Here is a 22,888-nt window from a genome sequence, read left to right on the forward strand (position 1 = left end):
ATGATCTGACCTAGTGCGGTTCTAACTTGAGGCCATGACTTCCACCGAGACCTCACCGCACGGGCCGGCCGCTCCGGCAGACCGTCGCCGTTGGTTCGCCCTCGCGATCGTGATGACCGCGGCCTTCATGGACCTCGTCGACGTCACGATCGTCAACATCGCCATCCCGTCGATCCGGCAGGAAGCCGGCGCCTCCTGGAGCCAGATCCAGTGGATAACGGCCGGTTACGCGCTCGCCTTCGCCGCGGGCCTGATCACCGGCGGACGGCTCGGCGACATTCACGGCCGCAAGCGGGTGTTCCTCGTCGGCATCGGCGGCTTCACGCTCGCGTCGGCGCTGTGCGGCTTCGCGGCGAACGCGGAGATGCTGGTCGCCGCGCGGATCCTGCAGGGCGCGATGGCGGCGCTGATGGTGCCGCAGGTGCTGTCGATCGTGCACGCGACGTTCCCGGCGCACGAGCGGGGCAAGGTGTTCGGGCTGTTCGGCGCGATCGTGGGTCTGGGGGCCGTCTCCGGTCCGCTGCTGGGTGCGCTGCTGACCGAGTGGAACCTGTTCGGGCTCGAATGGCGGCCCATCTTCCTGATCAACCTGCCGGTCGGCATCGTCGGTCTGATCCTCGGCAGCCGCTTCATCACCGAGTCCAGGGCACCGCGGGCGCTGAAGCTCGACCTCGTCGGCGTCGGCCTGGTGACACTGGGTCTGCTGATGCTGCTCTACCCGCTGACCCGCGGCCGTGAGCTGGGCTGGCCGCTGTGGGGGCACGTGTCGATGGCGGGCGCGCTCGTCGTGTTCGCGGCGCTGGTGGCGTACGAGAAGCGGAAGGCCGCGCGGGACGGCTCCCCGCTGGTCGAGCTGTCGCTGTTCAAGGTGAAGAGCTTCGCGGCCGGTATCGCCGTGCAGACGGTGTTCGGGATCGGGCTCGGTGTCTTCTTCCTGGTGTGGACGCTGTACATGCAGACCGGGCTGGGCTGGAGCCCGCTGCGGGCGGGGCTGACGGGCGTGCCGTTCTCGATCGCGGTGTCGGTGGCGGCCGGGCTGTCGGTGCAGAAGCTCGTCCCGCGCTTCGGGCGCAAGGTGCTGCAGGCAGGCGCGCTGACGATGGCGGCGGGTGTCCTGCTCTACCTGTGGGAGTCCGAGCGGTACGGCCTCGGGATCGCCTCGTGGCAGATGGCGCTGCCCCTGATCGTGATGGGCGCGGGCATGGGCCTGATCTTCGCCCCGCTGACCGACGCCGTGCTGTCGGAGGTGCCGCGCGAGCATGCCGGTTCCGCGTCCGGGCTGATCAACACCGTGATGCAGATGGGGAACGCGCTGGGGCTCGGGCTGGTGTCCGTCGTGTTCTTCGGCCGGATCAGCGAGCGGCTGGCGCCGGCCGAGGTGGGCCCGGCGTTCGTGGACGCCTTCCAGTACGCGCTGGGGTGGGTGGCCCTGGTGATGGGCGCGATCTTCCTGCTGATGTTCGCGCTGCCGAAGCGGCCGGCTCAGCATGTGGAGGGGGCGGAGGCCGAGGTGCGGGTGACGGAGCGGGAGCCTGAGCTCGTGTCCTGAGCCGGGGAGCTTGTCGGAGGGCTCGGTGCCGCTGGTGGCGCCGAGCCCTCCTGTCGTGCCCGGAAGTCCGTTCATGCCCGGATGACGTCCGACCCTGTTTACTTTCCGGAAATCCGGGCGTAGCCTCCCGACTGAAACCACAAGTTCGGGCATGAGTCGGAGGTGAACGGGCATGTACGCACCGGAGCGGCAGCAGGAGATCCTCCGCCTCGCCCGTGACGGCGGGCGCGTGGACGTGGTGTCGCTGGCCGAGGAGTTCCAGGTCACGGCGGAGACGATCCGGCGCGATCTGAAGGCCCTCGACCGCGCCGGCCTGGTCCGCCGGGTGCACGGCGGGGCCATTCCGGCCGGACGCCTCGACTTCGAGCCGGACCTCGCCGAGCGCGAGACCACCGCGGCCGACGAGAAGGACAACATCGCCAAGGCGGCCCTCGCCGAGCTGCCGACCGAGGGCACGATGATCCTCGACGCCGGCACGACGGTGGCGCGGCTCGCCGCGGCCATCCCGCTGGAGGCGTCCCTCACCGTCGTCACGCACAGCCTGCCGATCGCGGCCCGCCTCGCCGACCACCCGGGCATGCAGCTCCATCTCGTCGGGGGGCGCGTACGGCACCGTACGCGCGCCGCTGTGGACGCCTGGGCGCTGCGCGCGTACGGCGAGATCCGGGCGGACGTCCTCTTCGTGGCGGCCAACGGCTTCTCCGCCGACCACGGTCTGACCACCCCCGACCTCGCCGAGGCCGCGGTCAAGCGCGCGGCCCTCGCCGCCGCCCGCCGCGTGGTGCTGCTCGCCGACTCCTCCAAGCACGGCCAGGAGCACTTCGCCCGGTTCGGCGACCTGAGCGATGTGGACCTGCTGATCACCGACAGCGGGCTGAGCCCCGAAGACGCCACCGCGATCGAGCGCGGCGGCACGGAAGTAGTGCGCGCATGATCCTCACCGTCACCCCCAACCCGTCCCTCGACCGCACCTATGAGGTCCCCTCGCTGGAGCGCGGCGAGGTCATCCGCGCCACCGGCGAGCGCATGGACCCCGGCGGCAAGGGCGTGAACGTCTCGCGGGCCGTCACGGCAGCCGGGCAGCGCACGGTGGCGGTGCTGCCCCTGGGTGGTGCGCCGGGCGCACTCGTGGCGGATCTGCTGGACGCGCAGGGCATCGAGGTGGCGCCGGTCCCGGTCGCCGGGCCCACCCGCTCGAACATCGCGCTCGCGGAGTCGGACGGGGTGCTCACGAAGATCAACGCACCGGGTCCGGAGCTGTCGGCCGAGGAGCAGGAGCTGCTCTTCGAGACGGTGCGCCGGCAGTCGCAGGACGCCGCGTGGATCGCGTGCTGCGGAAGCCTGCCGCGGGGGCTCGCGCCCTCGTGGTACGCCGAGCTGGTCGCGCGGGCGCACGCCGTGGGCGCACGGATCGCGCTGGACACCTCCGGACCCGCGTTGCTGGCGGCGCTGCGTGAGCGGCCCGACGTCGTGAAGCCGAACGCCGAGGAACTCGCGGAGGCCGTCGGACGCCCGCTGGCGACGGTGGGCGACGCGGTGAAGGCGGCCGAGGAGTTGCGCGAGATGGGCGCGCGGGCCGTGCTGGCGAGCCTGGGCGCGGACGGGCAACTGCTCGTGGACGGCGCGGGCGCCTGGTTCGGCAGCGCGAACGTGGTCGCCGTGCGCTCCAACGTGGGCGCCGGAGACTCCTCGCTCGCCGGGTTCCTGATCGCCGGCGGCAGCGGCCCGGAGGCCCTCGCCTCCGCCGTCGCACACGGTGCTGCCGCCGTCCAGCTGCCCGGCAGCGTGATGCCGACCCCGGGCGACTTGGACCCGGCCGCGGTGACGGTCACGGCCGAGGTGCCGGTGGACCGTGTACTGAAGGAGCCGGTGTCATGACCGATGTGACATCTTTCATGCCGCTCACGGCTTTTGATGCATTGGTGACTTTGATGACGATGGCGGCTATGGCTATGGCTATGGCTATGGCTACGTCTGCGGCTGCGGCTACGGCTAGAGCTAGGGCTACGGCTTTGGCGTCATCGGCGACACCCCATGGACCGGCCTTGAAGCGGCGAAGCGCCCCGTTACTCGCCGCGGCCGACGGTCGGCAGGGCATCCTGAGCCGCTCTGCCGACCGGCGGAGGCGGGGTTTCCCCGGCCCCGCCTCCGCACCCCCCGAAGCCCCCCACAGCACCCCCGTCCCCAGAAGCGCCCACCGCAGTCCCCGGGCGATACGCGTGCGAAGGAGCCCGCGATGAGCGACATGATCACCGCGGACCTGGTCGATCTCGACCTGTCCGCCGACACCAAGGAAGCGGCGGCCCGAGCCCTCGCCGAGCGCATGGTCGCCCAGGGCCGGGTGACCGACCTCGAGGGCTTCCTCGCCGACGTGGCCGCCCGCGAGGCGCAGATGCCGACCGGCCTCGACGGCGGCATCGGCATCCCGCACTGCCGCAGCGAGCACGTCACCGAGCCGACGCTCGCCTTCGGGCGCAGCGCCGACGGCATCGACTTCGGTGCGGCGGACGGCCCGGCCGACCTGATCTTCCTGATCGCCGCGCCGGCCGGCGCCGACGACGCCCACCTGACGATCCTGTCGTCGCTGGCCCGGCAGCTGATGAACACCGAGTTCACGGACGCGCTCCGGTCGGTGGGCGACGCGGTGTCCGCGGCGGCGCTGATCCGCGGGGACGAGGTGCCGGCGGCGAGCGGTGCGGAGGGCGCGTCCGAGGGCGTGCGGGGTGCGCAGGGCGCTGAGAGCGCCTCCGAAGACACCGCTGCGGCGCCGGGGGCGGCCTCCGTCGGCGCCGCAGCGGTCAGCACGGAGCCGGGCACGTCGTCCGACTCCGGCGAGCGCCCCTTCCGTATCGTCGCCGTCACCTCCTGCCCCACCGGCATCGCGCACACCTACATGGCGGCCGAGTCGCTGGAGAACGCGGGCCGCGAGGCGGGCGTCGAGGTCGTCGTCGAGCCGCAGGGCTCGGCCGGCTTCACCCGGCTCGACCCGGCGGTCATCGCGGCGGCGGACGGCGTGATCTTCGCCCACGACGTACCCGTACGGGAGAAGGACCGCTTCGCCGGCAAGCCGACCGTCGACGTCGGTGTGAAGGCGGGCATCAACCGGCCCGGCGAGCTGATCACCGAGGTGCGCGGGAAGGCGGCGCGCGGTGAGAAGACCGCGGCGGCGTCCTCCGGCGCGGGCACGCCGGTGGACCGCGCCGGTGACTCCGGCGAGGGCTATGGCACCAAGCTGCGCAAGTGGCTGATGTCCGGTGTGAGTTACATGGTCCCGTTCGTCGCCGCCGGCGGTCTGCTGATCGCCCTCGGCTTCGCGATCGGCGGCTGGGAGGTCAACAAGGCGCCGTCGGTCATGGAGCACTTCGACTGGGGCCAGGTCGACAGCTGGGGCGCACTGCTCTTCCAGATCGGCGGCGTGGCCTTCCAGTTCCTCGTCCCGGTCCTGGCCGGCTACATCGCCTACGGCATGGCCGACCGGCCGGGCCTGGTGCCCGGCTTCGTGGGCGGTGCGATCTCCCTCACCATCAACGCGGGCTTCCTCGGCGGTCTGGCCGCCGGTCTGATCGCCGGTGGCGTGGTGATGGCCATCCAGAAGGTCAAGATCCACCCGGCGGTGCGCGGCATCATGCCGGTCGTGGTGATCCCGCTGATCTCCTCGGCGATCGTCGGCTTCCTGATGTTCGTGGTGATCGGCAAGCCCATCGCCGAGGCTCAGAAGGGCATGACCGACTGGCTGAACGGGCTCTCCGGCGCCAACGCCATCCTGCTCGGCGCCCTGCTCGGCCTGATGATGTGCTTCGACCTCGGCGGCCCCGTCAACAAGGTCGCGTACACCTTCGCCACGGCCGGCATCGCGGTCGCGAGCCCCAGTGACTCCGCGATGAAGATCATGGCGGCCGTGATGGCGGCCGGTATGGTTCCGCCGCTGGCCATGGCGCTGGCGACGACCGTGCGCGCGAAGCTCTTCACCCCGACCGAGCGCGAGAACGGCAAGGCCGCCTGGGTCCTCGGCGCCTCCTTCATCTCCGAGGGCGCGATCCCGTTCGCCGCGGCCGACCCGCTGCGCGTGATCCCGGCGTCGATGGCGGGCGGCGCCGTCACCGGCGCCCTGTCGATGGCCTTCGACGCCACGCTGCGCGCCCCGCACGGCGGCATCTTCGTGGTCCCGCTGATCGGCAACCCGTTCCTCTTCCTGGTCGCCATCGCCGCGGGCGTGGGCGTCACGACCGGCCTGGTGATCATCCTCAAGGGCCTGCGCAGGACGGTCCCGGGCACGGTGACCGCCGAGGCAGCGGGCTCGCCCACGGCACCGGCGGAGGCGAAGCAGCCGGTGGCGGCGTGACGGTGGTGTAGCGGCGGGACACGGCGCACATGGCAGATGCGGTCGGCCGCGGTCCTCTCCGGAGGCTCGCGGCCGACCGCATCTCCGCTCGTGCCTTAGGAGACTAGGAGACCCGCGCCGCCCGCCGCTCCATCGCGTCGCGGGCCGCGTCCTCGGTGACGTAGACCTCGCACATGTGCCGCCCGTCCGGCGTCGCCGTGTGCTCGACCTCCCAGAGGGAGATCTCCTCGCCGTCGCGCAACAGGAAGGCGTGTTCGTAGAGCGAGAAGCACAGCGCGACGCGTCCCGCCCGGCACGGGCGGCCGAAGGCCTGCGTGATCTGGTACGCGAAGGCCGTGGTCAGCAGCGCGGCCGTGTCCGCCCCCGGCCGGTCCGGGTTCTCCGCGCGGCGCAGCAGCCGGCGCGCGTGGTCCGCCGAGTCGTCGTGCATGTACGCGTGCCGGGGCACCGGGATCGGGGACAGCTGCACCGTCACCGGCAGTTCGAAGTCCGGGGGGTCCGCAGGCAGCGGCAGCCGGGCGGTGGCGGCGCGCAGCTCCTCCTCGTCGACGTACACCTCGTGCTGCGGGTCGCGGCCCGGGGCGGTGTTGTGGACGAGTTCCCAGAGGGTGAGCGCGGAGCCGTCGGCGAGCAGCCAGGTGTGCCGGTACGTCTCGCGGTGCAGTCCCGCGCTGTGGTGCGCGGAGTGCAGCGAACTGTCGTGCGCCAGCGCGCAGTCGAGTCGCCGTATCGTCTCGTCGGGCAGCTCGAAGGAGTTCAGGGCACGGCCGAGGAGCCGCGCGAGGTGCTCCTCCGGAGACTCGGGCGACTCGTGTGGTTCGTACGCTGCCGTCTCGTACGGAACGCTCAAGGTTTCTCCCGGCGTTGCTGCATGTCACCTTGTGGGTGCATACCGTAGCCCCTCGGTCGGACATCATGTCCGGGAACCGAGAAAACGTGCGCACGGAAAACGCGTGGGCCGCGCGGGAAGTTCCCACGCGGCCCGATGGTCCGTCAAAGCTTGCTGGTCAGCGACAACTTGTGCCGCCCGACGCGCTCAGCCGGCACTTCCCGCGAGCCACTGGCTCCACGGCATGTTCCAGCCGTTGAGCCCGTTGTCCGGTGCCACCGTCTTGTCGGGGGAGTTCTTCACGATCACCACGTCCCCGACCAGCGAGTTGTCGTAGAACCACTTGGCCTGGGTGTCTCCCTGCGCGCCCTGCACATCCGCGAGACCGACGCAGCCGTGACTGGTGCCCTCACGCCCGAAGGGCGGATTGCCCTTGTTGTACCAGTAATTGCCGTGGATGAAGGTGCCCGACGTGGTCAGTCGCATCGCGTGCGGCACGTCCGGGATGTCGTACTCGCCGCCGAAGCCGACCGTCGTGCCGTCCATGCGCGTCTGCGTGAACTTCTCCGAGATCACCATCTGCCCGTTGTACGTGGTGTTCTGAGCGCTGCCCGCCGAGATCGGCACGGACTTGATCGTCTTGCCGTCCCGTACGACCGTCATGGTCTGCGTGTTGACGTCGACCGTGGAGACCTGCGACCGGCCGATCGTGAACGTGACCGTCTTCTTCTGCACCCCGTAGACGCCGTTCGCGCCCTCCACGCCGTCCAGGTCGATCTTCATCGTGACCTTGGAACCGGCCTTCCAGTACTCCTCGGGCCGGAAGTCGAGTCGCTGCGCCCCGAACCAGTGCCCGACCACCTTCTGCCCGCTGCTCGATGTCACGGAGATGTGCGACTGCACGGCCTTCTTGTCGCTGATCACCTTGTCGAAGTTGAACGACACCGGCATCCCGACGCCGACCGTCTTCCCGTTGTCCGGCGTGTACGTCCCGATGAAGCTGTTCGCCGAACTGACCGTCGTGAAGATGGAGTTGGCGGCGGCCGTCTTGCCCTTCGAGTCCTTGGCGGTCGCCGATATCTGGTACTTCGTCCCCCGCTCCAGCTGCTCCTTCGGCTTCCAGACCGAGCCGTCCGCGGACATCTCTCCCGGTACGGCCGTCCCCACGCCCGCGACCGTCATCTTCACGTCGGTCAGCTTGCCGCCGCTCACCTTCACGCCGGTCGTGTTGATCGACGCGCTCGTCGAGCCGTCCTTCGCCGAGATGACGATCTTCGCGACGGACGTCTTCGGGTTGCCCTCGCCGCCCTTGCCGTCGTTGCTCGCGTTCGCGCTGCCGCCGCACGCGGTGAGAGTGAGGGCGCCGACCATCAGGACGGCACTTGCCCCCAGTGCGCGCCGTGCTGCTATGTCCGGCGTTGTCACTAGCTGCTCCAGGTTCATGTGATGTGCGTGATCCGCTCCAGTGTGTGGAGAAAGAGGGGGTCGGCCCCCGGTCGGGTTCCCGCCGAGCGCCGTGAACGCCATCACGTGACAGAACCGGGACAATTCCGCGTACAGGCTTGTGAGTTACCTCTCAGTCAGCTGTCGTAGTCGCCTCTTGGACGGCCCTCGGAGTCACCGCTCGTACAGCTCCCGGTACGACGGCCACGTCCCGCCCGGCCCGTCCACCGACTCGGCGGCACGCACGGCCCGCACGATGGCCCGCGTCACCGTGTCCGCGCCCGCCGCGAGCACCTCGTTCAGGGCGAGCGGGTGCTCGGCGTCCAGGGCGTGCTCTCCCGTCGCCAGCGCGAACACCGTGTCCCCGTCGTTGAGCAGATGCACCGGCCGTACGGCGCGCGCGATGCCGTCGTGCGCCGTGCCGGCCAGTTTCTGGGCCTGCGCCTTGGACAGGTCCGCGTCCGTGGCCACTACCGCGAGCGTGGTGTTGAGCGGCGGGGGCGCGTTCTTGGCCGCGATCTCGGCGAGCCGCCGATGCGCGGCCTCGTGGACCCGCGCCTCCGGATAGCTCACCCGCCCCTGGAACAACTCCCCGTACAACACCCCCGTTTCCGGATCCGCCGCCGAACCCGCCGCGTTCGCCACCACCAGCGCCGCGACCGTGATCCCGGAGTCGAGGACGGCGCTCGCGGTGCCGATGCCGCCCTTGACCGGACCGACCGTGGCGCCCGTGCCGGCGCCCACGCATCCCTCCGCCACCCGCGCGCCGAGCTCGCTCGCCGCGGCGGCCTCCACGGCGGCCCGGCCGGTGGCCGCGTCCGGCCTGGCCCGGAAGTCGCCGCCCCGCCCCAGATCGAAGACGCAGGCGGCGGGCACCACCGGCACGACATGCGTGGGATCGGCGCCCACGCGCACCCCGCGCCCCTGCTCCTCCAGCCAGGCCATCACGCCGGACGCCGCGTCGAGCCCGTACGCGCTGCCCCCGGTCAGCACGATCGCCTCGACCTTCCGCACCAGGTTGCGCGGGTCCAGCGCGTCGGTCTCCTTGGTGCCGGGCCCGCCGCCGCGCACGTCCACCGCGGCGACGGCCCCGCCCTCCGGGGCGAGCACGACCGTGGTGCCGGTGAGCCAACCGCCGCCGGTACGCGTCGCGTGTCCTACCCGCACACCGGCCACGTCCGTCAATGCGTCAACTGTCATGTGACCCAGTCTCGCCCGTGCGCCTGCCCTCGCGGTCGGTTCACGCCGCCGAGGCCGGCGTGCTTTCTTTGCGCTCCCGCGCCGTCAGGCGCGCCGTCATCGTCTCCCCGGTCGCCACCGTGAGCGCCAGCACGACGCCTGCCGCGAGGACCGCCCAGTCGCCCAGGAAGGTGCAGAGGATCACCAGCAGGGCCGCCGTCGGCAGCACCAGCTGCTGGGCGATGCCCACCTTGAAGTGGCGGGAATGCAGCGCCCAGACCGTCAGCAGATACAGCGCCGCCGGCAGTGTCACCGCGGCCGACGCCGCCAGCGTGGAGATGTGCGCCTTGCCGACGGACTGCTCGACCGCCACCTCCAGTCCGGCGCCGATCGCCGCCGCCGACGCGAAGATCAGGTAGTGCCCGTACCCCCACAGGAACGCCTGCCCGTTGGTCCGCAGATGGCCGTGGATCGGCACCACGAAGTAGATCCACCAGGCGGCGAAGATGATCAGCAGCCCGCCCGCGGCGATCGGCACCAGTTCGCCCAGCGCGTCGTTCTCGTCGATGCCGGTCTTCACCCCGATCGTGGCCGCCGCGATCGTCTCGCCCAGCACGATGATCGTGAACAGCCCGTAGCGCTCGGAGATGTGGTGCGGATGCCAGGACGTGGTGAAGTCCCTCTCCGCGTACGGCGGTACGCACATCTCCAGGATCGCCATGACCAGGAAGCCCCAGGGCAGGGCGTCGTCCGGCACGGCCAGCAGCGCCAGCCAGCCGATCTGGCAGAACAGCACCCCACCGGCGTACCGCCGGGCCATCGTTCTCTCCGGGCCGTCGGCCGACCGCGCGGCCCGCAGCCACTGTGTCACCAGGGCCAGCCGCATGATCACGTAACCCAGGGTGACGACCAGGAAGTCGTGGTCCTCGAAGGCCCGGGACACCCCGGCCGCCAGGACCAGGACTCCCGCGATCTGGATCAGGGTGACGACCCGGTAGAGCACGTCGTCGTTGTCGTACGCCGAGGCGAACCAGGTGAAGTTCATCCAGGCCCACCAGATGGCGAAGAAGGACATCGCGTAGTAGAGGATCCCCTCGCCCGCATGCCCCTCGGCGACGGCGTGCACCAGTTGGAGGCCCGCCTGCGCGATGGCGACGACGAAGCACAGGTCGAAGAAGAGCTCCAGTGGCGTGGCGACCCGGTGCGTCTCGTCGCGACCGCGGGCGGTGAGCCTGCGCAGCGGTCGTCGGCGTTCTGGCGGGCCGGGGGAGGTGGGCGCCGGAGTCGGGCTGGACGTCATGAGTCCAAGCACAGCAGATAACCCGCCGAAATTCCTGTGAAGGCCTCAGAAGCACCGGGGGCCCCGGAGAGCCAGTTAAAGACCAGGTCAGCCGAGATGTGGGCGGGAGCGGCCGCCCGCGGCCGTACCCTGAAGGCATGAGCACCGGCCCCGACCCCGAGCAGCCCGCCCCGAAGCCCGCGCTGATCTTCGACGACCCGCTGGACCAGCAGTCCGCGGACGACACGGACCGCGGCTGGGGCGAGCGGCCCGGCGCCGACGGCAGCAGCGCGGCCGACCTCAAGCGCTTCCTGGACGAGAAGCCGCCGCACCACCTCTGAGTCCGGAGGGTCCAGCAGGCCCTCGCCGGCCGGACCTCCCGGACCTCCGCGGCTACCGCCCGTCGCGCCCCGACCGCTGCCGCTACGGCTCGTTGTGACCCGAGCCGCGCTGGGCGACCAGGGCGTCGCGGATCTCCTTGAGCACCTCCAGCTCGGTCACCTCCATGACCTCGTGCGTGCCCTCCTTCGCCTTCCGGCGGGCCTCCAGGCGGGCCAGGTACTTCGCCATCGGCAGCACCATCAGGAAGTAGACGACCGCCGCGGTGATCACAAAGCTCAGCGTCGCGCCGAGGACCGAGCCCCACAGCAGCCGGATGCCCTGATCGCCCTCGCAGTTGTCGCTCAGACAAGAGCTGTAGTTGTCGAGGTTCTTCGTGCCGATCGCTCCGACCAGCGGGTTGATGAGCCCCTTCACCACCGCGTTCACGATGTTGGTGAAGGCGGCACCGATGACCACCGCGACCGCCAGGTCGACCACGTTCCCGCGCATCAGGAAGGCCTTGAAGCCCTCCCAGATGCTCGGTTCCTTCTTCTCGCTCACCGCGGAGCCTCTCCTCGCGCACACAGGCTGTGGAATCAAACGATCCGCAACCTACGTCAGCCCGAGGCCGCCATGTCCAGGTGGGTAGCTGGAACGAGCGACTTGACATCAGCGTGCGCAGAAGGCGAACCACCCGGCTCAGCACAGCGTCACCGCCAGCCGCGCCGTCGCACTGGCGCCGGCGAGACCCGCCGCCGTGGAGCGCGGTACCGACAGGACGACCAACGCCCCGCTCTCACCGGCGGAGTCCACAGGCTCGGGCACCTTCGTGACCCGCGCCCCGCGCGCGACCACACGCGCGTCACCGCCCGTCGCGGTCTCCTCGGCGGCGATGACGTCGACCCGGTCGCCGGGCCGCAGCAGCCTGACCGTCTCTCCGTCGGCGATCCGCACCGGCGCGGACACCCGCTCGACTGTGCGGTGTTGGCGTACCGGTTCGGCCACCGGGTGCCCTCGCGCCCGGTCGGACTCCCGCGGGCCCGCGGCCACGAGCGCCGCCGCGGTGACGGCGAGCCCGGCTGCCACGGCCCGCCTCCGGTGCCGTAGAAGACGGCGCAGTTGACAGCGACCGCCGCGCACCCGGACGGGAGCGAAGTGCGGCACCTCGCAGGTGGCGGGAGCGTCGGTGCCGAGCGGACGAGGCGAAACTGGAGAAGGAGAGGACGAAGACAAGGACGAGGGCATGAAGGCCATGCGGACCACCACCTGTGCGTGACGAGGAATCGGCTTTCCACGCCACGATGAGGCTTCGCGCCGCCGCTCGCTGAGGCCCGTGCGCTACTGGCCGGTTGTGGACAACTCCCTCACCCGAACGGGAAGTTCCGCCCTTCCGCCCGTCCCCTTGATCAGACTGCGCCCTCCGCTACGGCAGCTCGAACCCCGGATCCATCCCGCCCAGCGCCGTCGTGCACAGGCAGTCCCGCTCCTCGGTGGCGGGCAGCGCGGCGACGGCGTCGAACAGCACGCCCCGCAGCCGGTCCACATTCGCCGCGAACACCCGCAGAACCTCGTCGTGGGAGACGCCCTCGCCGGTCTCGGCGCCCGCGTCGAGGTCGGTGACCAGGGTCAACGACGAGTAGCAGAGCTCGAGTTCACGGGCCAGTGCCGCCTCGGGGTGCCCGGTCATGCCCACCACGGACCAGCCCTGCGCCCGGTGCCACAACGATTCGGCACGGGTCGAGAAGCGTGGCCCCTCGATCACCACCAGCGTGCCGCCGTCCACCGCCTCCCAGTCGCGCCCTCGCGCCGCCTTCAGCGCCGCCGTCCGTCCGGTGGGGCAGTAGGGGTCGGCCAGGGACACATGCACCACGTTCGGCACGGTGCCGTCGGGCAGCGGAAAGCCGTCGAAGTACGACCCCGCCCGGGACTTCGTACGGTCGACCAGCTGATCCGGCACGAGCAGCGTGCCGGGTCCGTATTCGGGGCGCAGGCCGCCCACCGCGCACGGGCCGAGGACCTGACGTACGCCGACCGACCGCAGTGCCCACAGGTTGGCCCGGTAGTTGATGCGGTGCGGCGGCAGATGGTGGCCGCGTCCGTGACGGGGCAGGAAGGCGACCCGCCGCCCGGCGATCTCGCCGAGGAAGAGCGAGTCGCTGGGCGCACCGTAAGGGGTGTCCACCTGGATCTCGGTCACGTCGTCGAGGAACGAATAGAAGCCGGAGCCCCCGATTACACCGATCTCTGCGTTGGCCATGACCAGCACACTAGCTGGCCCCGGCCGGGCGCTGAGAGGGGCTCCGGAAATGCCGGAAACCCTGTCGTCGTACGACGACAGGGTCCGGTGAGCGAGGCTTGCGCGCCTACGCGGCGGAGCTGCTGCTGGACGAGGTGCCGGAACTCGACGAGGTGCCGGTGCTCGACGACTTCGTGTCCGAGGACGACGACGTGGTCGAGGAGTCCGAGGAGGACGTCGACGGCTTGGACGACGCCGGGGCACTGCTCGACGAGGAGCCGCGGCTGTCGTTGCGGTAGAAGCCGGAGCCCTTGAAGACGATGCCGACCGCGGAGAACACCTTCTTGAGGCGGCCCTGGCAGCTGGGGCACTCGGTCAGGGCGTCGTCGGTGAACTTCTGCACCGCCTCGAGGCCCTCGCCGCACTCGGTGCACTGGTACTGGTAGGTGGGCACTGTCTTCCTCCTGGCACTCTCACTCGATGAGTGCTAACGACGAACCATAGTGACGTATTCCGCGGGATCAGTCCACTGCGACCGGTGTGCGGTGACCGACGCCACGTGCGACGGTGCGGCTGCGGGGCCGCGTCGCCAGCCTCGAGCGCAGTGCGAGAAGCGTCGCCAGGGCGAGCACGGTGCCGCCCATCGGCACGAGGAATCCGGCACCGTCCCAGAAGCGGTCCTCGAGTTGTCCGGCGACCGTGACGGCCGCCGCCTGTCCGAGGGCCACCGCGCCGGTGAGCCAGGTGAAGGCCTCGGTGCGGGCGCCGGCCGGGACCAGGCCCTCGACCAGTGTGTAGCCGGTGATCAGCGCGGGCGCGATGCACATGCCCACGAGAAGGCCGAGGCCCGCGAGGACGAGCACGGACTGCGCGGCCCACAGGCCGGAGGCCGTCAGGGCGAGCGCCCCGTACGCCACCAGGAGGCGGCGCTGCGGGGCGACCTTCCAGGCGATCGCGCCGCAGACGAGGCCGGAGAGCATGTTGCCCGCGGCGAAGACGCCGTACAGGACGCCGTTCAGGCCGGGTTCGCCGATCGACTCGCTGAACGCGGCCAGCGAGACCTGCATCCCGCCGAAGACGGCGCCGATGCCGAGGAACGTCACGATCAGGACCCGCACTCCAGGGATGCGCAGCGCGGAAACGTGCTCCACGCGCGCGTGCCCGCTCACCGAGACGCGGGGCTGTGTGCTCTTCTGCGCCGCGAACAGCAGACCGCCGATGAGCGTCAGTGCCGCCTCGGTCACCAGGCCCGCGGCCGGGTCGACGGCGGTGCACAGGGCGGTCGCCAGCAGCGGGCCCACGACGAAGGTCAGCTCGTCGGTGACGGACTCGAAGGCCGCCGCGGTCGTCATCAGGGGCGAGTCCTGGAGCTTCACGCCCCAGCGGGCCCGCACCATCGGCCCGATCTGCGGCACGGAGGCACCCGTGGGGACGGCCGCCGCGAACAGCGCCCACAGAGGGGCGTCCGTGAGCGCGAGGGCCGTCAGGGTCAGGCCCGACAGCGTGTGCACGAGCACGCCGGGGATCAGCACGGCGCGCTGTCCGTAGCGGTCCGCGAGGCGCCCGCTGTAGGGCGCGAACACGGCCATGGAGACGCCGGTGGCCGCCGCGACGGCGCCCGCGGCGGCGTACGAGCCGGTGGTGTGCTGCACGAGCAGCACGATGGAGAGGGTGAGCATCGCGAACGGCTGGCGTGCCGCGAAGGCGGGGAGCAGGAACGTCCAGGCGCCGCGGGTGCGCAGCAGTTGCCCGTAGCCCGGGCGGGAGGAGGCCGGCGAGTTCTTCGACGGCTCGGTGGTGACCGTGGATGCCACGGTCCGTGCCTTTCTGCCGCCTGGTAGCGCGCCCCGCGGGTGGGGGCGGCGCCGAGAGCTGTCCTCTTGCGCGGAACTGCGGTAGATACCGGCGCCCACTGCGGGGGCGTCACGGCCGCCATACGGTCGCGCCAGCTCTGCGTCAGACAGAGGTGGTTCGATCAAAGTGCGCCTTCATCGTACAGGGATCAGTGACTGGCGCACCTGTGAAAGTGAGCACCATGGTGGCGTTCACCTGTGATTGTTGTCGCCGTTGGTCCCCAGCCATCCGGCCAGCTTGCCGCCGTGCCCCACCGCACGCAGCCGCCGCTCCGCCGCGTCCCGGACGGGGTCGGTGGCGACCACGAGCAGTTCGTCCCCGCGTCGCAGCACGGTCGTCGGCAGCGGAACGAACGATTTCCCGTCGCGTACGACAAGCGTGACGGCGGCCCCCGCCGGCAGCCGTAGCTCGTTGATCTCCACGCCGTGCATCTTCGACCCCTCGGGGATCGACAGGGACAGCAGATGCCCGCGCAGCCGCTCCAGCGGCGCCGACTCGATGCCGAGGTCGGCGGCCTCGGCCTCCTTGCCCAGATGCAGCTTGCGGGCCAGCCACGGCAGCGTCGGCCCCTGGATCAAGGTGTAGACGACGACCAGGACGAAGACGATGTTGAAGATACGGCGGCTGGCCTCGACGCCCTCCACCATGGGGATCGTCGCCAGGATGATGGGCACGGCGCCGCGCAGCCCGGCCCAGGACATCAGCGCCTGCTCCGTCCACGGCACCCGGAACGGCACCAGGCACAGCACCACGCTCAGCGGACGCGCGACCACGGTCAGCACCAGCCCGATGACCAGCGCGGGCACGATGTCGTCGCCCAGCTCGTGCGGGGTGACCAGCAGGCCGAGCAGGACGAACATGCCGATCTGCGCGATCCAGCCGAGCCCGTCGGCGAACCCGCGGGTGGCGGGCCAGTGCGGCAGCTTCGCGTTGCCCATGACCATCGCGGCGAGGTAGACACCGAGGAACCCGCTGCCGTGGACCATGGCGCCCGCCGCGTACGCCGTGACGGCGATGGCGATGACGGCGATCGGGTAGAGGCCGGAGGCGGGCAGCGCCACGTGCCTGAGCCCCCAGGCGCCCAGCCAGCCCACCGCGAGACCGATGGCGGCGCCGATGGCCAGCTCCAGGAGTATCTCGCCGACCAGCACGTACCAGTGCTCGATCGGTCCGGCCGTGGAGAAGGCCAGCACCAGGATGACCACGGGAGCGTCGTTGAAGCCGGACTCGGCCTCCAGCGTGCCCGTCACGCGCGCGGGGAGGGGGATTTTCCGCAGCACGGAGAAGACGGCCGCCGCGTCCGTGGACGACACGATCGCGCCGATGATCAGTGCCTGACGCCACTCAAGACCGATGAGATGGTGCGCGGCCGTCGCCGTGATCCCGACGCTGACCGCGACCCCGACGAGCGCCAGCATGGTGGCGGCCGGCAGGGCGGGCTTGACCTCTTTCCACTTCGTGCCGAGGCCGCCCTCGGCGAGGATCACGACCAGCGCCGCATAGCCGATCACCTGCGTCAGCTCGGCATCGTTGAAGTGGATGTCGCCGATGCCGTCCTGGCCCATGAGGACGCCGATGCCCAGGTAGACGAGCAGGCCGGGGAGCCCGCTGCGCGAGGAGATCCGGACCGCTGCGACGGCGACGAGCAGGACGAGCGAGCAGACGAGCAGAAGTTCGTTGAGATCGTGGACTGTCAGCGGCCGTTCCCTTTCCTGGCTCACACACGGCACGCGCGCGTGGGCGTGGGCTCATGTACATCTGACACGAAGGCACGGTGCTTCGCGTCCAGGTACTTCGTTACCTTACCTAACTCTTGACGATTTCTTGACGTTCCGGGGGTGAGATCGAACGCCCGTCCGTCCCGGTTGCCCACTCCGCGTCAAGGGGCGCCGGGCCCTGCGCCTATGGTTGCTCCAGCGCTCATTCAAAAGGACAGCCGGCCCTGCCGCTCGCGTAAGGACAGCAAGGACAGCGATGCCCCCCAATACCACCGCCTCATCGGGTCAGCAGCCCGGCAAGTCTCGGAGGAAGAAGGGGCGCAAAGCCCGTCTGATCGTCCTCGTCCTCGTGCTGGCCCTCGTCGGAGGCGTCGGCTACGGCGGGTACTGGTCCATCAGCACCGTCCGCGCCTCCTTCCCGCAGACCAAGGGTTCAATCTCGCTCGACGGCATCTCGGCACCGGTCGACGTCAAGCGTGACGGCAACGGCATCCCGCAGATCTACGCCTCCTCCGACGAGGACCTGTTCATGGCGCAGGGCTACGTCCAGGCGCAGGACCGGTTCTACGAGATGGACGTACGCCGGCACATGACCTCCGGGCGCCTCTCGGAGATGTTCGGCAAGGGCCAGGTCGACAACGACGAATTCCTGCGCACCCTCGGCTGGGACCGTGTGGCGAAAGAGGAGTACGACACCAAGCTGTCGCCCGCCACGAAGAAGTACCTCCAGGCATACGCCAAGGGAGTCAACGCCTACCTGGAGGGCAAGGAAGGCGAGGAAATCTCCCTGGAGTACGCGGCGCTCGGGTTCAGCAACGACTACAAGCCCGAGAAGTGGACCCCGGTCGACTCGGTGGCCTGGCTGAAGGCGATGGCCTGGGACCTGCGCGGCAACATGCAGGACGAGATCGACCGCGCCCTGATGACCAGCCGCCTGGGCCCCAAGCAGATCGAGGACCTGTACCCGGACTACCCGTACGGCCGGAACAAGCCGATCGTCCAGGACGGCCAGTACGACGACCTCACGGAGACCTTCGAGCAGAGCGACAGCGCGAGCGGCACCTCAGGAACGTCCACGGGCGGCACGACGGGCCAGTCCTCCTCGGACACGGCCTCCTCGGCCCTCCAGACCCAGCTGACGGGCCTCTACGACGTCCTCGACGACCTCCCCACGGCCGTCGGCGTGAACGGCAACGGCATCGGCTCCAACGCCTGGGTCGTCGCCGGCAGGCACACCATCACCGGCAAGCCGCTGCTGGCCAACGACCCGCACCTGTCGGCCTCGCTGCCGTCCGTCTGGTACCAGATGGGCCTGCACTGCCGCTCCGTCTCCAGCAAGTGCCAGTACGACGTCAGCGGCTACACCTTCGCGGGCATGCCCGGCGTCGTCATCGGCCACAACCAGAACATCTCCTGGGGCATGACCAACTCCGGCGTCGACGTCACCGACCTCTACCTGCAGAAACTCACCGGCAACGGCTACCTGTACAACGGCAAGGTCAAGCCGTTCTCCTCGCGCGAGGAGACCATCAAGGTCGCCGGCGGCGCATCGAAGAAGATCATCGTCCGGGAGACCCAGGACGAGAAGACCGAGGGCGGAGAGACCCTGCAGGGGATGCCCCTGCTGTCCGACCGCGACGACGAGCTGGTGAAGGTCGGCAAGAAGGCCACCGTCGACGCCGCGGCCCCCGACCGCGGGGACGGCTACGGCATCTCCCTGCGCTGGACCGCCCTGGACGCGGGCACCACCATGGACGCCGTCTTCGCCATGAACAAGGCCGCCGACTGGAACGACTTCCGCGAGGCGGCCGCGCTGTTCGAGGTGCCCTCGCAGAACCTGGTCTACGCCGACACCCAGGGCAACATCGGCTACACGCTGCCCGGAAAGATCCCCGCGCGCGAGAAGGGCGACGACGGCAGGTTCCCGGCGCCGGGCTGGGACTCCACGTACCAGTGGACCGGCTACCTCGACCAGGACGAACTGCCCTTTGAGCTCAACCCGCAGCGCGGTTACATCGTCACCGCCAACCAGGCCGTCGTCGATCAGGAGTACCCCTACACGCTGACCACGGACTGGGGTTACGGCGCCCGCAGCCAGCGGATCACCGATCTGATCCAGTCGAAGATCGACGACGGCGGCAAGATCTCCACCGACGACATGCGCCAGATGCAGCTCGACAACAGCAGCGAGATCGCCAAGCTGCTCGTGCCCCAGCTGCTGAAGCTCAACCTCGCCGACAAGGACGTCCGCGAGGCCCAGAAGCTCCTCGAGGGCTGGGACTACACCCAGGACGCCGACTCGGCGGCGGCCGCCTACTTCAACTCGGTCTGGCGCAACATCCTCAAGCTCGCCTTCGGCAACAAACTGCCCAAGGAACTGCGCGTCGAGGGCCAGTGCCTGTGGGTCGACCCGGTCAACACCACCGGGCCCGCGGACGAGACCGAGAAGGTGCGCGAGTGCGGCCAGCGCGAAGCCGACCAGGCACAGCCGGACGGCGGTGACCGCTGGTTCGAGGTCGTGCGCAATCTCATGGACGACCCGGACAGCGACTGGTGGAAGACACCCCGCTCAGGCACCCGCCCGGCCGCCGACAACCGCGACAAGCTGTTCGAGCGCGCCATGATCGACGCCCGCTGGGAGCTGACCGCCAAGCTCGGCAAGGACATCGACACCTGGAACTGGGGCCGGCTGCACCGCCTGTTCCTGAAGAACCAGACCCTGGGCACCGAAGGCCCCGGCTTCCTCCAATACGCCCTCAACCGCGGCCCCTGGAGGCTCAGCGGCGGCGAGGCGACGGTCAACGCGACCGGCTGGAACGCCGCCGGCGGCTACGGCGTCATCTGGGTGCCGTCGATGCGCATGGTGGTCAACCTCGGCGACCTCGACAAGTCGAAGTGGATCAACCTCACCGGCGCGTCAGGGCATGCCTACAGCTCCCACTACACCGACCAGACGAACAAATGGGCCAAGGGCGAACTGCTGGACTGGTCGTTCTCGGACAAGGCGGTCGAGGAGAACACCAGTGACACGCTGGTGCTGAAGCCCTGAGGCACTGAAATGCCCCTCCACGCGCGCGTGGAGGGGCATTTCGCGTTCATGGGCGATCCGTTCACGGCCGACCGAAGCGACGTACGCCCGACGGCGTCACCACCGCGTGCACCGGCCGGTCGTGAGCCTCCGCGGGAACCCGCTCGACGACCTCCGAGTCGTACAGGAGCACCACCAGCACCGGATGCGCGCCCGCGCGCTCCAGGCGGGCGAGGACCCGGTCGTACGATCCCCCGCCGCGCCCCAGCCGCATGCCGCGCGCGTCGACGGCCAGGCCGGGCAGCAGGACGACGTCGGCGCCGGTCACCGCGTCCGGGCCCAGGCGTTCCCCGGTGGGCTCGAAGAGGGCCATTCTGCCGCCGTGTTGGACGCGCGCGAGGGAGTCCGCTCCGCAATACGCGCCCCAGTCCAGGTCGTTGTCCGGCAGGAGCGCCGGGAGCAGCACACGTACGCCCCGCGCGCGGAGCGCGTCCAGCAGCGCGAGCGTTCCGGGTTCGCTCCCGACGGAGACGTACGCCGCCACCGTGCCGGCCTGTGCCAGCTCGGGCAGCTCGAGCGCGCGCTCACTCTGAGCCTCAGCGGCTTCTCGCAGGTCATCCGCCGTCAACCTGCTTCTCACCGAGATGAACCCGCGCCGCAACATTCGCTTGTCAGGCTCAGCCGGACGTCCGATGTGACTCAAAGGTCGCACCCGTACCCTTCTATTGCGCTCATATGAGAGCCAATTAACCGGAGCCACAGATTCTCCACAAAGGCACCGGATAAGGTTGCGGGCATGACTCAGTCGCACCCCAGGATCAGCAAGGCTGTCATTCCCGCAGCGGGCCTCGGTACCCGGTTCCTGCCGGCCACCAAAGCCACTCCCAAGGAGATGCTGCCGGTCGTCGACAAGCCGGCGATCCAGTACGTGGTCGAGGAGGCCGCCTCCGCGGGCCTCGATGACGTCCTCATGATCACGGGCCGCAACAAGCGCCCCCTCGAGGACCACTTCGACCGCAACTACGAGCTGGAATCGGCCCTTCAGAAGAAGGGCGACGCCAGCCGGCTCGCCAAGGTGCAGGAGTCCAGCGACCTCGCCACCATGCACTACGTGCGCCAGGGCGACCCCAAGGGCCTCGGCCACGCCGTGCTCTGCGCGGCCCCGCACGTGGGCCAGGAGCCCTTCGCCGTCCTCCTCGGCGACGACCTGATCGACCCGCGCGACCCGCTGCTCAAGCGGATGGTCGAGGTGCAGGAGCAGTACGGCGGCAGCGTCATCGCGCTCATGGAGGTCGCGCCCGAGCAGATCCACCTCTACGGCTGCGCGGCCGTGGAGACCACCGAGGACAGCGACGTCGTCAAGGTGTCGGACCTGGTCGAGAAGCCGGCCGCGGCCGACGCCCCGTCCAACTACGCCATCATCGGCCGCTACGTCCTCGACCCGCACGTCTTCGACATACTGCGCAAGACCGAGCCCGGTCGCGGCGGCGAGATCCAGCTCACCGACGCCCTCCAGCAGCTCTCGCAGGACGAGAAGGTCGGCGGCCCGGTGCACGGCGTCGTCTTCAAGGGCCGCCGCTATGACACCGGGGACCGCGGCGACTATCTGCGTGCCATTGTCAGACTCGCGTGCGAACGTGAAGACCTGGGCCCGGACTTCCGGACCTGGCTTCGCAGTTACGTAGCCGAGGAGATGTAGCAACGTTGAGCAGCGCCGCGCCCCGCACCGCCGGTCAGGACCACCTCTGGTCGGTGGACGAGCACTTGGAGGACATCCTCGCCACCGTCCGCCCCCTGGAACCCATCGAGCTGCAACTCCTCGACGCCCAGGGCTGCGTCCTGGTCGAGGACGTCACGGTGCCGGTGTCCCTGCCGCCGTTCGACAACAGCTCCATGGACGGGTACGCGGTGCGGGTCGCGGATGTAGCGGGCGCGAGCGAGGAGTTCCCGGCGGTCCTGGAGGTCATCGGGGACGTCGCGGCGGGCCAGGCCGATCTGCTTCAGGTGGGGCCCGGCCAGGCCGCCCGCATCATGACCGGCGCCCCGCTGCCGCCCGGTGCGGAGACCGTCGTCCCCGTGGAGTGGACCGACGGAGGCCTCGGTGAGGGCCCGGTGACCGGGATGCGCGCACGCAGCCTGGCCCCCGCGGGCGCCGACGGGCAGGTGCAGGTGTACCGGCCGGCCGAGGCACGTGCGCACGTACGCGCGATGGGCAGCGATGTGAAGGCCGGCGACCGCGCCCTGGAAGCCGGCACCGTCCTCGGCCCGCCGCAGATCGCCCTGCTCGCCGCCATCGGGCGCGGCTCGGTCCGCGTGCGCCCGCGCCCGCGCGTGGTCGTTCTGTCCACCGGCAGCGAACTCGTCCAGCCCGACCAGGAGCTCGGCAGCGGCCAGATCTACGACTCCAACAGCTTCGCCCTCACCGCCTGCGCCCGCGACGCCGGCGCCATCGCCTACCGGGTGGGCGCCGTCCCCGACGACGCGGAGACGCTCCGGTCCACCATCGAGGACCAGCTCGTCCGCGCCGACCTCATGGTCACCACGGGCGGGGTGAGCGTCGGCGCGTACGACGTCGTCAAGGAGGCGCTGTCGCACGTCGGGGACGAGGACGAGGCGGGCAGCGGAATCGACTTCCGCAAGCTCGCCATGCAGCCCGGCAAGCCCCAGGGCTTCGGCTCCATCGGCCCCGACCACACCCCGCTGCTGGCACTCCCCGGCAACCCGGTGTCGTCGTACGTCTCCTTCGAGCTGTTCGTCCGTCCCGCGATCCGTACCCTCATGGGCCTCGACGACGTCCACCGGCCCACCACGCGGGCCACGCTCACCGCGGACGAGGCGCTGACCTCGCCGAAGGGGCGCAGACAGTTCCTGCGCGGGACGTACGCCGACGGCGAGGTGACCCCCGTCGGCGGGGCCGGATCCCACCTGGTCGCGGCCCTCGCACACGCGGACGCGCTGATCGTGGTCCCCGAGGACACGGAGTCCGTCGAGCCCGGCGCCGAGGTCGAGGTGGTCCTGCTCCGCTGAGCGCCCCAGGTTGGGGGTACCGTGTCGCGCACAACTGGCCCGGCGCCGTACCGCGGCGGGCCCGGACCGGGAGCGCCACACGC

General features: G+C 70.4%; 19 protein-coding genes. 8 read left to right on the forward strand and 11 right to left on the reverse strand.

Annotation, left to right across the window (positions count from 1 at the left end; translation table 11 throughout):
* The first annotated feature begins 34 nt into the window (after positions 1 to 34).
* The 4 genes from OG828_RS28825 (at position 35) to OG828_RS28840 (ending at position 5,891) form a co-directional block, all read left to right on the forward strand.
* Positions 35 to 1,549: an MFS transporter gene (locus tag OG828_RS28825; protein WP_328502766.1), complete on the forward strand. Its 1,515-nt coding sequence runs from the start codon at positions 35 to 37 to the stop codon at positions 1,547 to 1,549.
* 172 nt (positions 1,550 to 1,721) lie between these two features.
* Entirely contained in the window at positions 1,722 to 2,483 is a 762-nt protein-coding gene (locus OG828_RS28830; protein WP_210576535.1) for a DeoR/GlpR family DNA-binding transcription regulator, read from the forward strand.
* Entirely contained in the window at positions 2,480 to 3,427 is a 948-nt protein-coding gene (gene pfkB, locus OG828_RS28835; protein ID WP_328502767.1) for a 1-phosphofructokinase, read from the forward strand. Before OG828_RS28830 ends, pfkB begins: the two co-directional genes overlap by 4 nt.
* Before the next feature lie 358 nt (positions 3,428 to 3,785).
* Complete coding sequence (locus OG828_RS28840) at positions 3,786 to 5,891, forward strand: PTS fructose transporter subunit IIABC (RefSeq protein WP_328502768.1); 2,106 nt, start codon at positions 3,786 to 3,788, stop codon at positions 5,889 to 5,891.
* 103 nt (positions 5,892 to 5,994) lie between these two features.
* On the opposite strand, the gene OG828_RS28845 is transcribed toward OG828_RS28840, so the two are convergent.
* The 4 genes from OG828_RS28845 to OG828_RS28860 all read right to left on the reverse strand — a co-directional run bounded on the left by OG828_RS28845 (position 5,995) and on the right by OG828_RS28860 (position 10,642).
* Positions 5,995 to 6,741 (reverse strand): DUF6227 family protein, encoded by a 747-nt coding sequence (locus tag OG828_RS28845; RefSeq protein WP_328362940.1) that lies wholly within the window; start codon positions 6,739 to 6,741, stop codon positions 5,995 to 5,997.
* A 186-nt stretch (positions 6,742 to 6,927) separates the two neighbouring features.
* Positions 6,928 to 8,163, reverse strand: a complete 1,236-nt coding sequence (locus tag OG828_RS28850; protein ID WP_328502769.1) for a L,D-transpeptidase — start codon at positions 8,161 to 8,163, stop codon at positions 6,928 to 6,930.
* A 174-nt stretch (positions 8,164 to 8,337) separates the two neighbouring features.
* Positions 8,338 to 9,363, reverse strand: coding sequence for a P1 family peptidase (locus tag OG828_RS28855; protein WP_328502770.1), 1,026 nt, complete (start codon positions 9,361 to 9,363; stop codon positions 8,338 to 8,340).
* Positions 9,364 to 9,403: 40 nt separating this feature from the next.
* On the reverse strand, positions 9,404 to 10,642 hold the full coding sequence (locus tag OG828_RS28860; protein WP_328362946.1) for a low temperature requirement protein A: 1,239 nt from the start codon (positions 10,640 to 10,642) through the stop codon (positions 9,404 to 9,406).
* Between the two features lie 137 nt (positions 10,643 to 10,779).
* Between OG828_RS28860 and OG828_RS28865 the strand changes: the two genes are divergently transcribed.
* Positions 10,780 to 10,962 carry a hypothetical protein gene (locus tag OG828_RS28865; protein WP_210576529.1) on the forward strand — a complete coding sequence of 61 codons (183 nt, stop codon included), beginning with the start codon at positions 10,780 to 10,782 and terminating at the stop codon, positions 10,960 to 10,962.
* A gap of 82 nt (positions 10,963 to 11,044) precedes the next feature.
* Here the strand turns inward: OG828_RS28865 and mscL are convergent, their stop codons facing one another.
* The 6 genes from mscL to OG828_RS28895 form a co-directional block, all read right to left on the reverse strand.
* Positions 11,045 to 11,503, reverse strand: a complete 459-nt coding sequence (gene mscL, locus OG828_RS28870; protein ID WP_328440180.1) for a large conductance mechanosensitive channel protein MscL — start codon at positions 11,501 to 11,503, stop codon at positions 11,045 to 11,047.
* 138 nt (positions 11,504 to 11,641) lie between these two features.
* Positions 11,642 to 12,196, reverse strand: a complete 555-nt coding sequence (locus OG828_RS28875; RefSeq protein ID WP_328502771.1) for a hypothetical protein — start codon at positions 12,194 to 12,196, stop codon at positions 11,642 to 11,644.
* A gap of 169 nt (positions 12,197 to 12,365) precedes the next feature.
* Entirely contained in the window at positions 12,366 to 13,199 is an 834-nt protein-coding gene (locus tag OG828_RS28880; protein WP_328362957.1) for an S-methyl-5'-thioadenosine phosphorylase, read from the reverse strand.
* Positions 13,200 to 13,305: 106 nt separating this feature from the next.
* Complete coding sequence (locus tag OG828_RS28885) at positions 13,306 to 13,632, reverse strand: FmdB family zinc ribbon protein (protein ID WP_328362960.1); 327 nt, start codon at positions 13,630 to 13,632, stop codon at positions 13,306 to 13,308.
* A 67-nt stretch (positions 13,633 to 13,699) separates the two neighbouring features.
* Positions 13,700 to 14,992, reverse strand: coding sequence for an MFS transporter (locus OG828_RS28890; RefSeq protein WP_328502772.1), 1,293 nt, complete (start codon positions 14,990 to 14,992; stop codon positions 13,700 to 13,702).
* 231 nt (positions 14,993 to 15,223) lie between these two features.
* On the reverse strand, positions 15,224 to 16,753 hold the full coding sequence (locus OG828_RS28895; RefSeq protein WP_443060194.1) for a potassium/proton antiporter: 1,530 nt from the start codon (positions 16,751 to 16,753) through the stop codon (positions 15,224 to 15,226).
* A 253-nt stretch (positions 16,754 to 17,006) separates the two neighbouring features.
* Here OG828_RS28895 and OG828_RS28900 point away from each other — a divergent pair, with 253 nt between their 5' ends.
* Positions 17,007 to 19,799, forward strand: coding sequence for a penicillin acylase family protein (locus tag OG828_RS28900; protein ID WP_328502773.1), 2,793 nt, complete (start codon positions 17,007 to 17,009; stop codon positions 19,797 to 19,799).
* A gap of 61 nt (positions 19,800 to 19,860) precedes the next feature.
* Here the strand turns inward: OG828_RS28900 and OG828_RS28905 are convergent, their stop codons facing one another.
* A complete protein-coding gene (locus tag OG828_RS28905; protein ID WP_328502774.1) occupies positions 19,861 to 20,442 on the reverse strand; it encodes a 5-formyltetrahydrofolate cyclo-ligase in 582 nt (193 codons plus the stop codon).
* 132 nt (positions 20,443 to 20,574) lie between these two features.
* Here OG828_RS28905 and galU point away from each other — a divergent pair, with 132 nt between their 5' ends.
* Both galU and glp read left to right on the forward strand, forming a co-directional pair.
* Positions 20,575 to 21,477 (forward strand): UTP--glucose-1-phosphate uridylyltransferase GalU, encoded by a 903-nt coding sequence (gene galU, locus OG828_RS28910; protein ID WP_328362975.1) that lies wholly within the window; start codon positions 20,575 to 20,577, stop codon positions 21,475 to 21,477.
* 5 nt (positions 21,478 to 21,482) lie between these two features.
* Complete coding sequence (gene glp / locus OG828_RS28915; RefSeq protein WP_328502775.1) at positions 21,483 to 22,805, forward strand: molybdotransferase-like divisome protein Glp; 1,323 nt, start codon at positions 21,483 to 21,485, stop codon at positions 22,803 to 22,805.
* The last annotated feature ends 83 nt before the right edge of the window (positions 22,806 to 22,888 follow it).

Source organism: Streptomyces sp. NBC_00457 (assembly GCF_036014015.1).
GTDB lineage: Bacteria > Actinomycetota > Actinomycetes > Streptomycetales > Streptomycetaceae > Streptomyces.

Bases quoted from the DNA above. Each gene is read 5' to 3' on its own strand.
- OG828_RS28880 (WP_328362957.1), bottom strand. From the start codon at position 13,199: ATGGCCAACGCAGAGATCGGTGTAATCGGGGGCTCCGGCTTCTATTCG.
- OG828_RS28825 (WP_328502766.1), top strand. From the start codon at position 35: ATGACTTCCACCGAGACCTCACCGCACGGGCCGGCCGCTCCGGCAGAC.
- galU (WP_328362975.1), top strand. From the start codon at position 20,575: ATGACTCAGTCGCACCCCAGGATCAGCAAGGCTGTCATTCCCGCAGCG.
- OG828_RS28855 (WP_328502770.1), bottom strand. From the start codon at position 9,363: ATGACAGTTGACGCATTGACGGACGTGGCCGGTGTGCGGGTAGGACAC.
- OG828_RS28875 (WP_328502771.1), bottom strand. From the start codon at position 12,196: ATGGCCTTCATGCCCTCGTCCTTGTCTTCGTCCTCTCCTTCTCCAGTT.
- OG828_RS28905 (WP_328502774.1), bottom strand. From the start codon at position 20,442: ATGTTGCGGCGCGGGTTCATCTCGGTGAGAAGCAGGTTGACGGCGGAT.
- OG828_RS28860 (WP_328362946.1), bottom strand. From the start codon at position 10,642: ATGACGTCCAGCCCGACTCCGGCGCCCACCTCCCCCGGCCCGCCAGAA.
- OG828_RS28850 (WP_328502769.1), bottom strand. From the start codon at position 8,163: ATGAACCTGGAGCAGCTAGTGACAACGCCGGACATAGCAGCACGGCGC.
- OG828_RS28865 (WP_210576529.1), top strand. From the start codon at position 10,780: ATGAGCACCGGCCCCGACCCCGAGCAGCCCGCCCCGAAGCCCGCGCTG.
- OG828_RS28830 (WP_210576535.1), top strand. From the start codon at position 1,722: ATGTACGCACCGGAGCGGCAGCAGGAGATCCTCCGCCTCGCCCGTGAC.
- pfkB (WP_328502767.1), top strand. From the start codon at position 2,480: ATGATCCTCACCGTCACCCCCAACCCGTCCCTCGACCGCACCTATGAG.
- OG828_RS28900 (WP_328502773.1), top strand. From the start codon at position 17,007: ATGCCCCCCAATACCACCGCCTCATCGGGTCAGCAGCCCGGCAAGTCT.
- OG828_RS28840 (WP_328502768.1), top strand. From the start codon at position 3,786: ATGAGCGACATGATCACCGCGGACCTGGTCGATCTCGACCTGTCCGCC.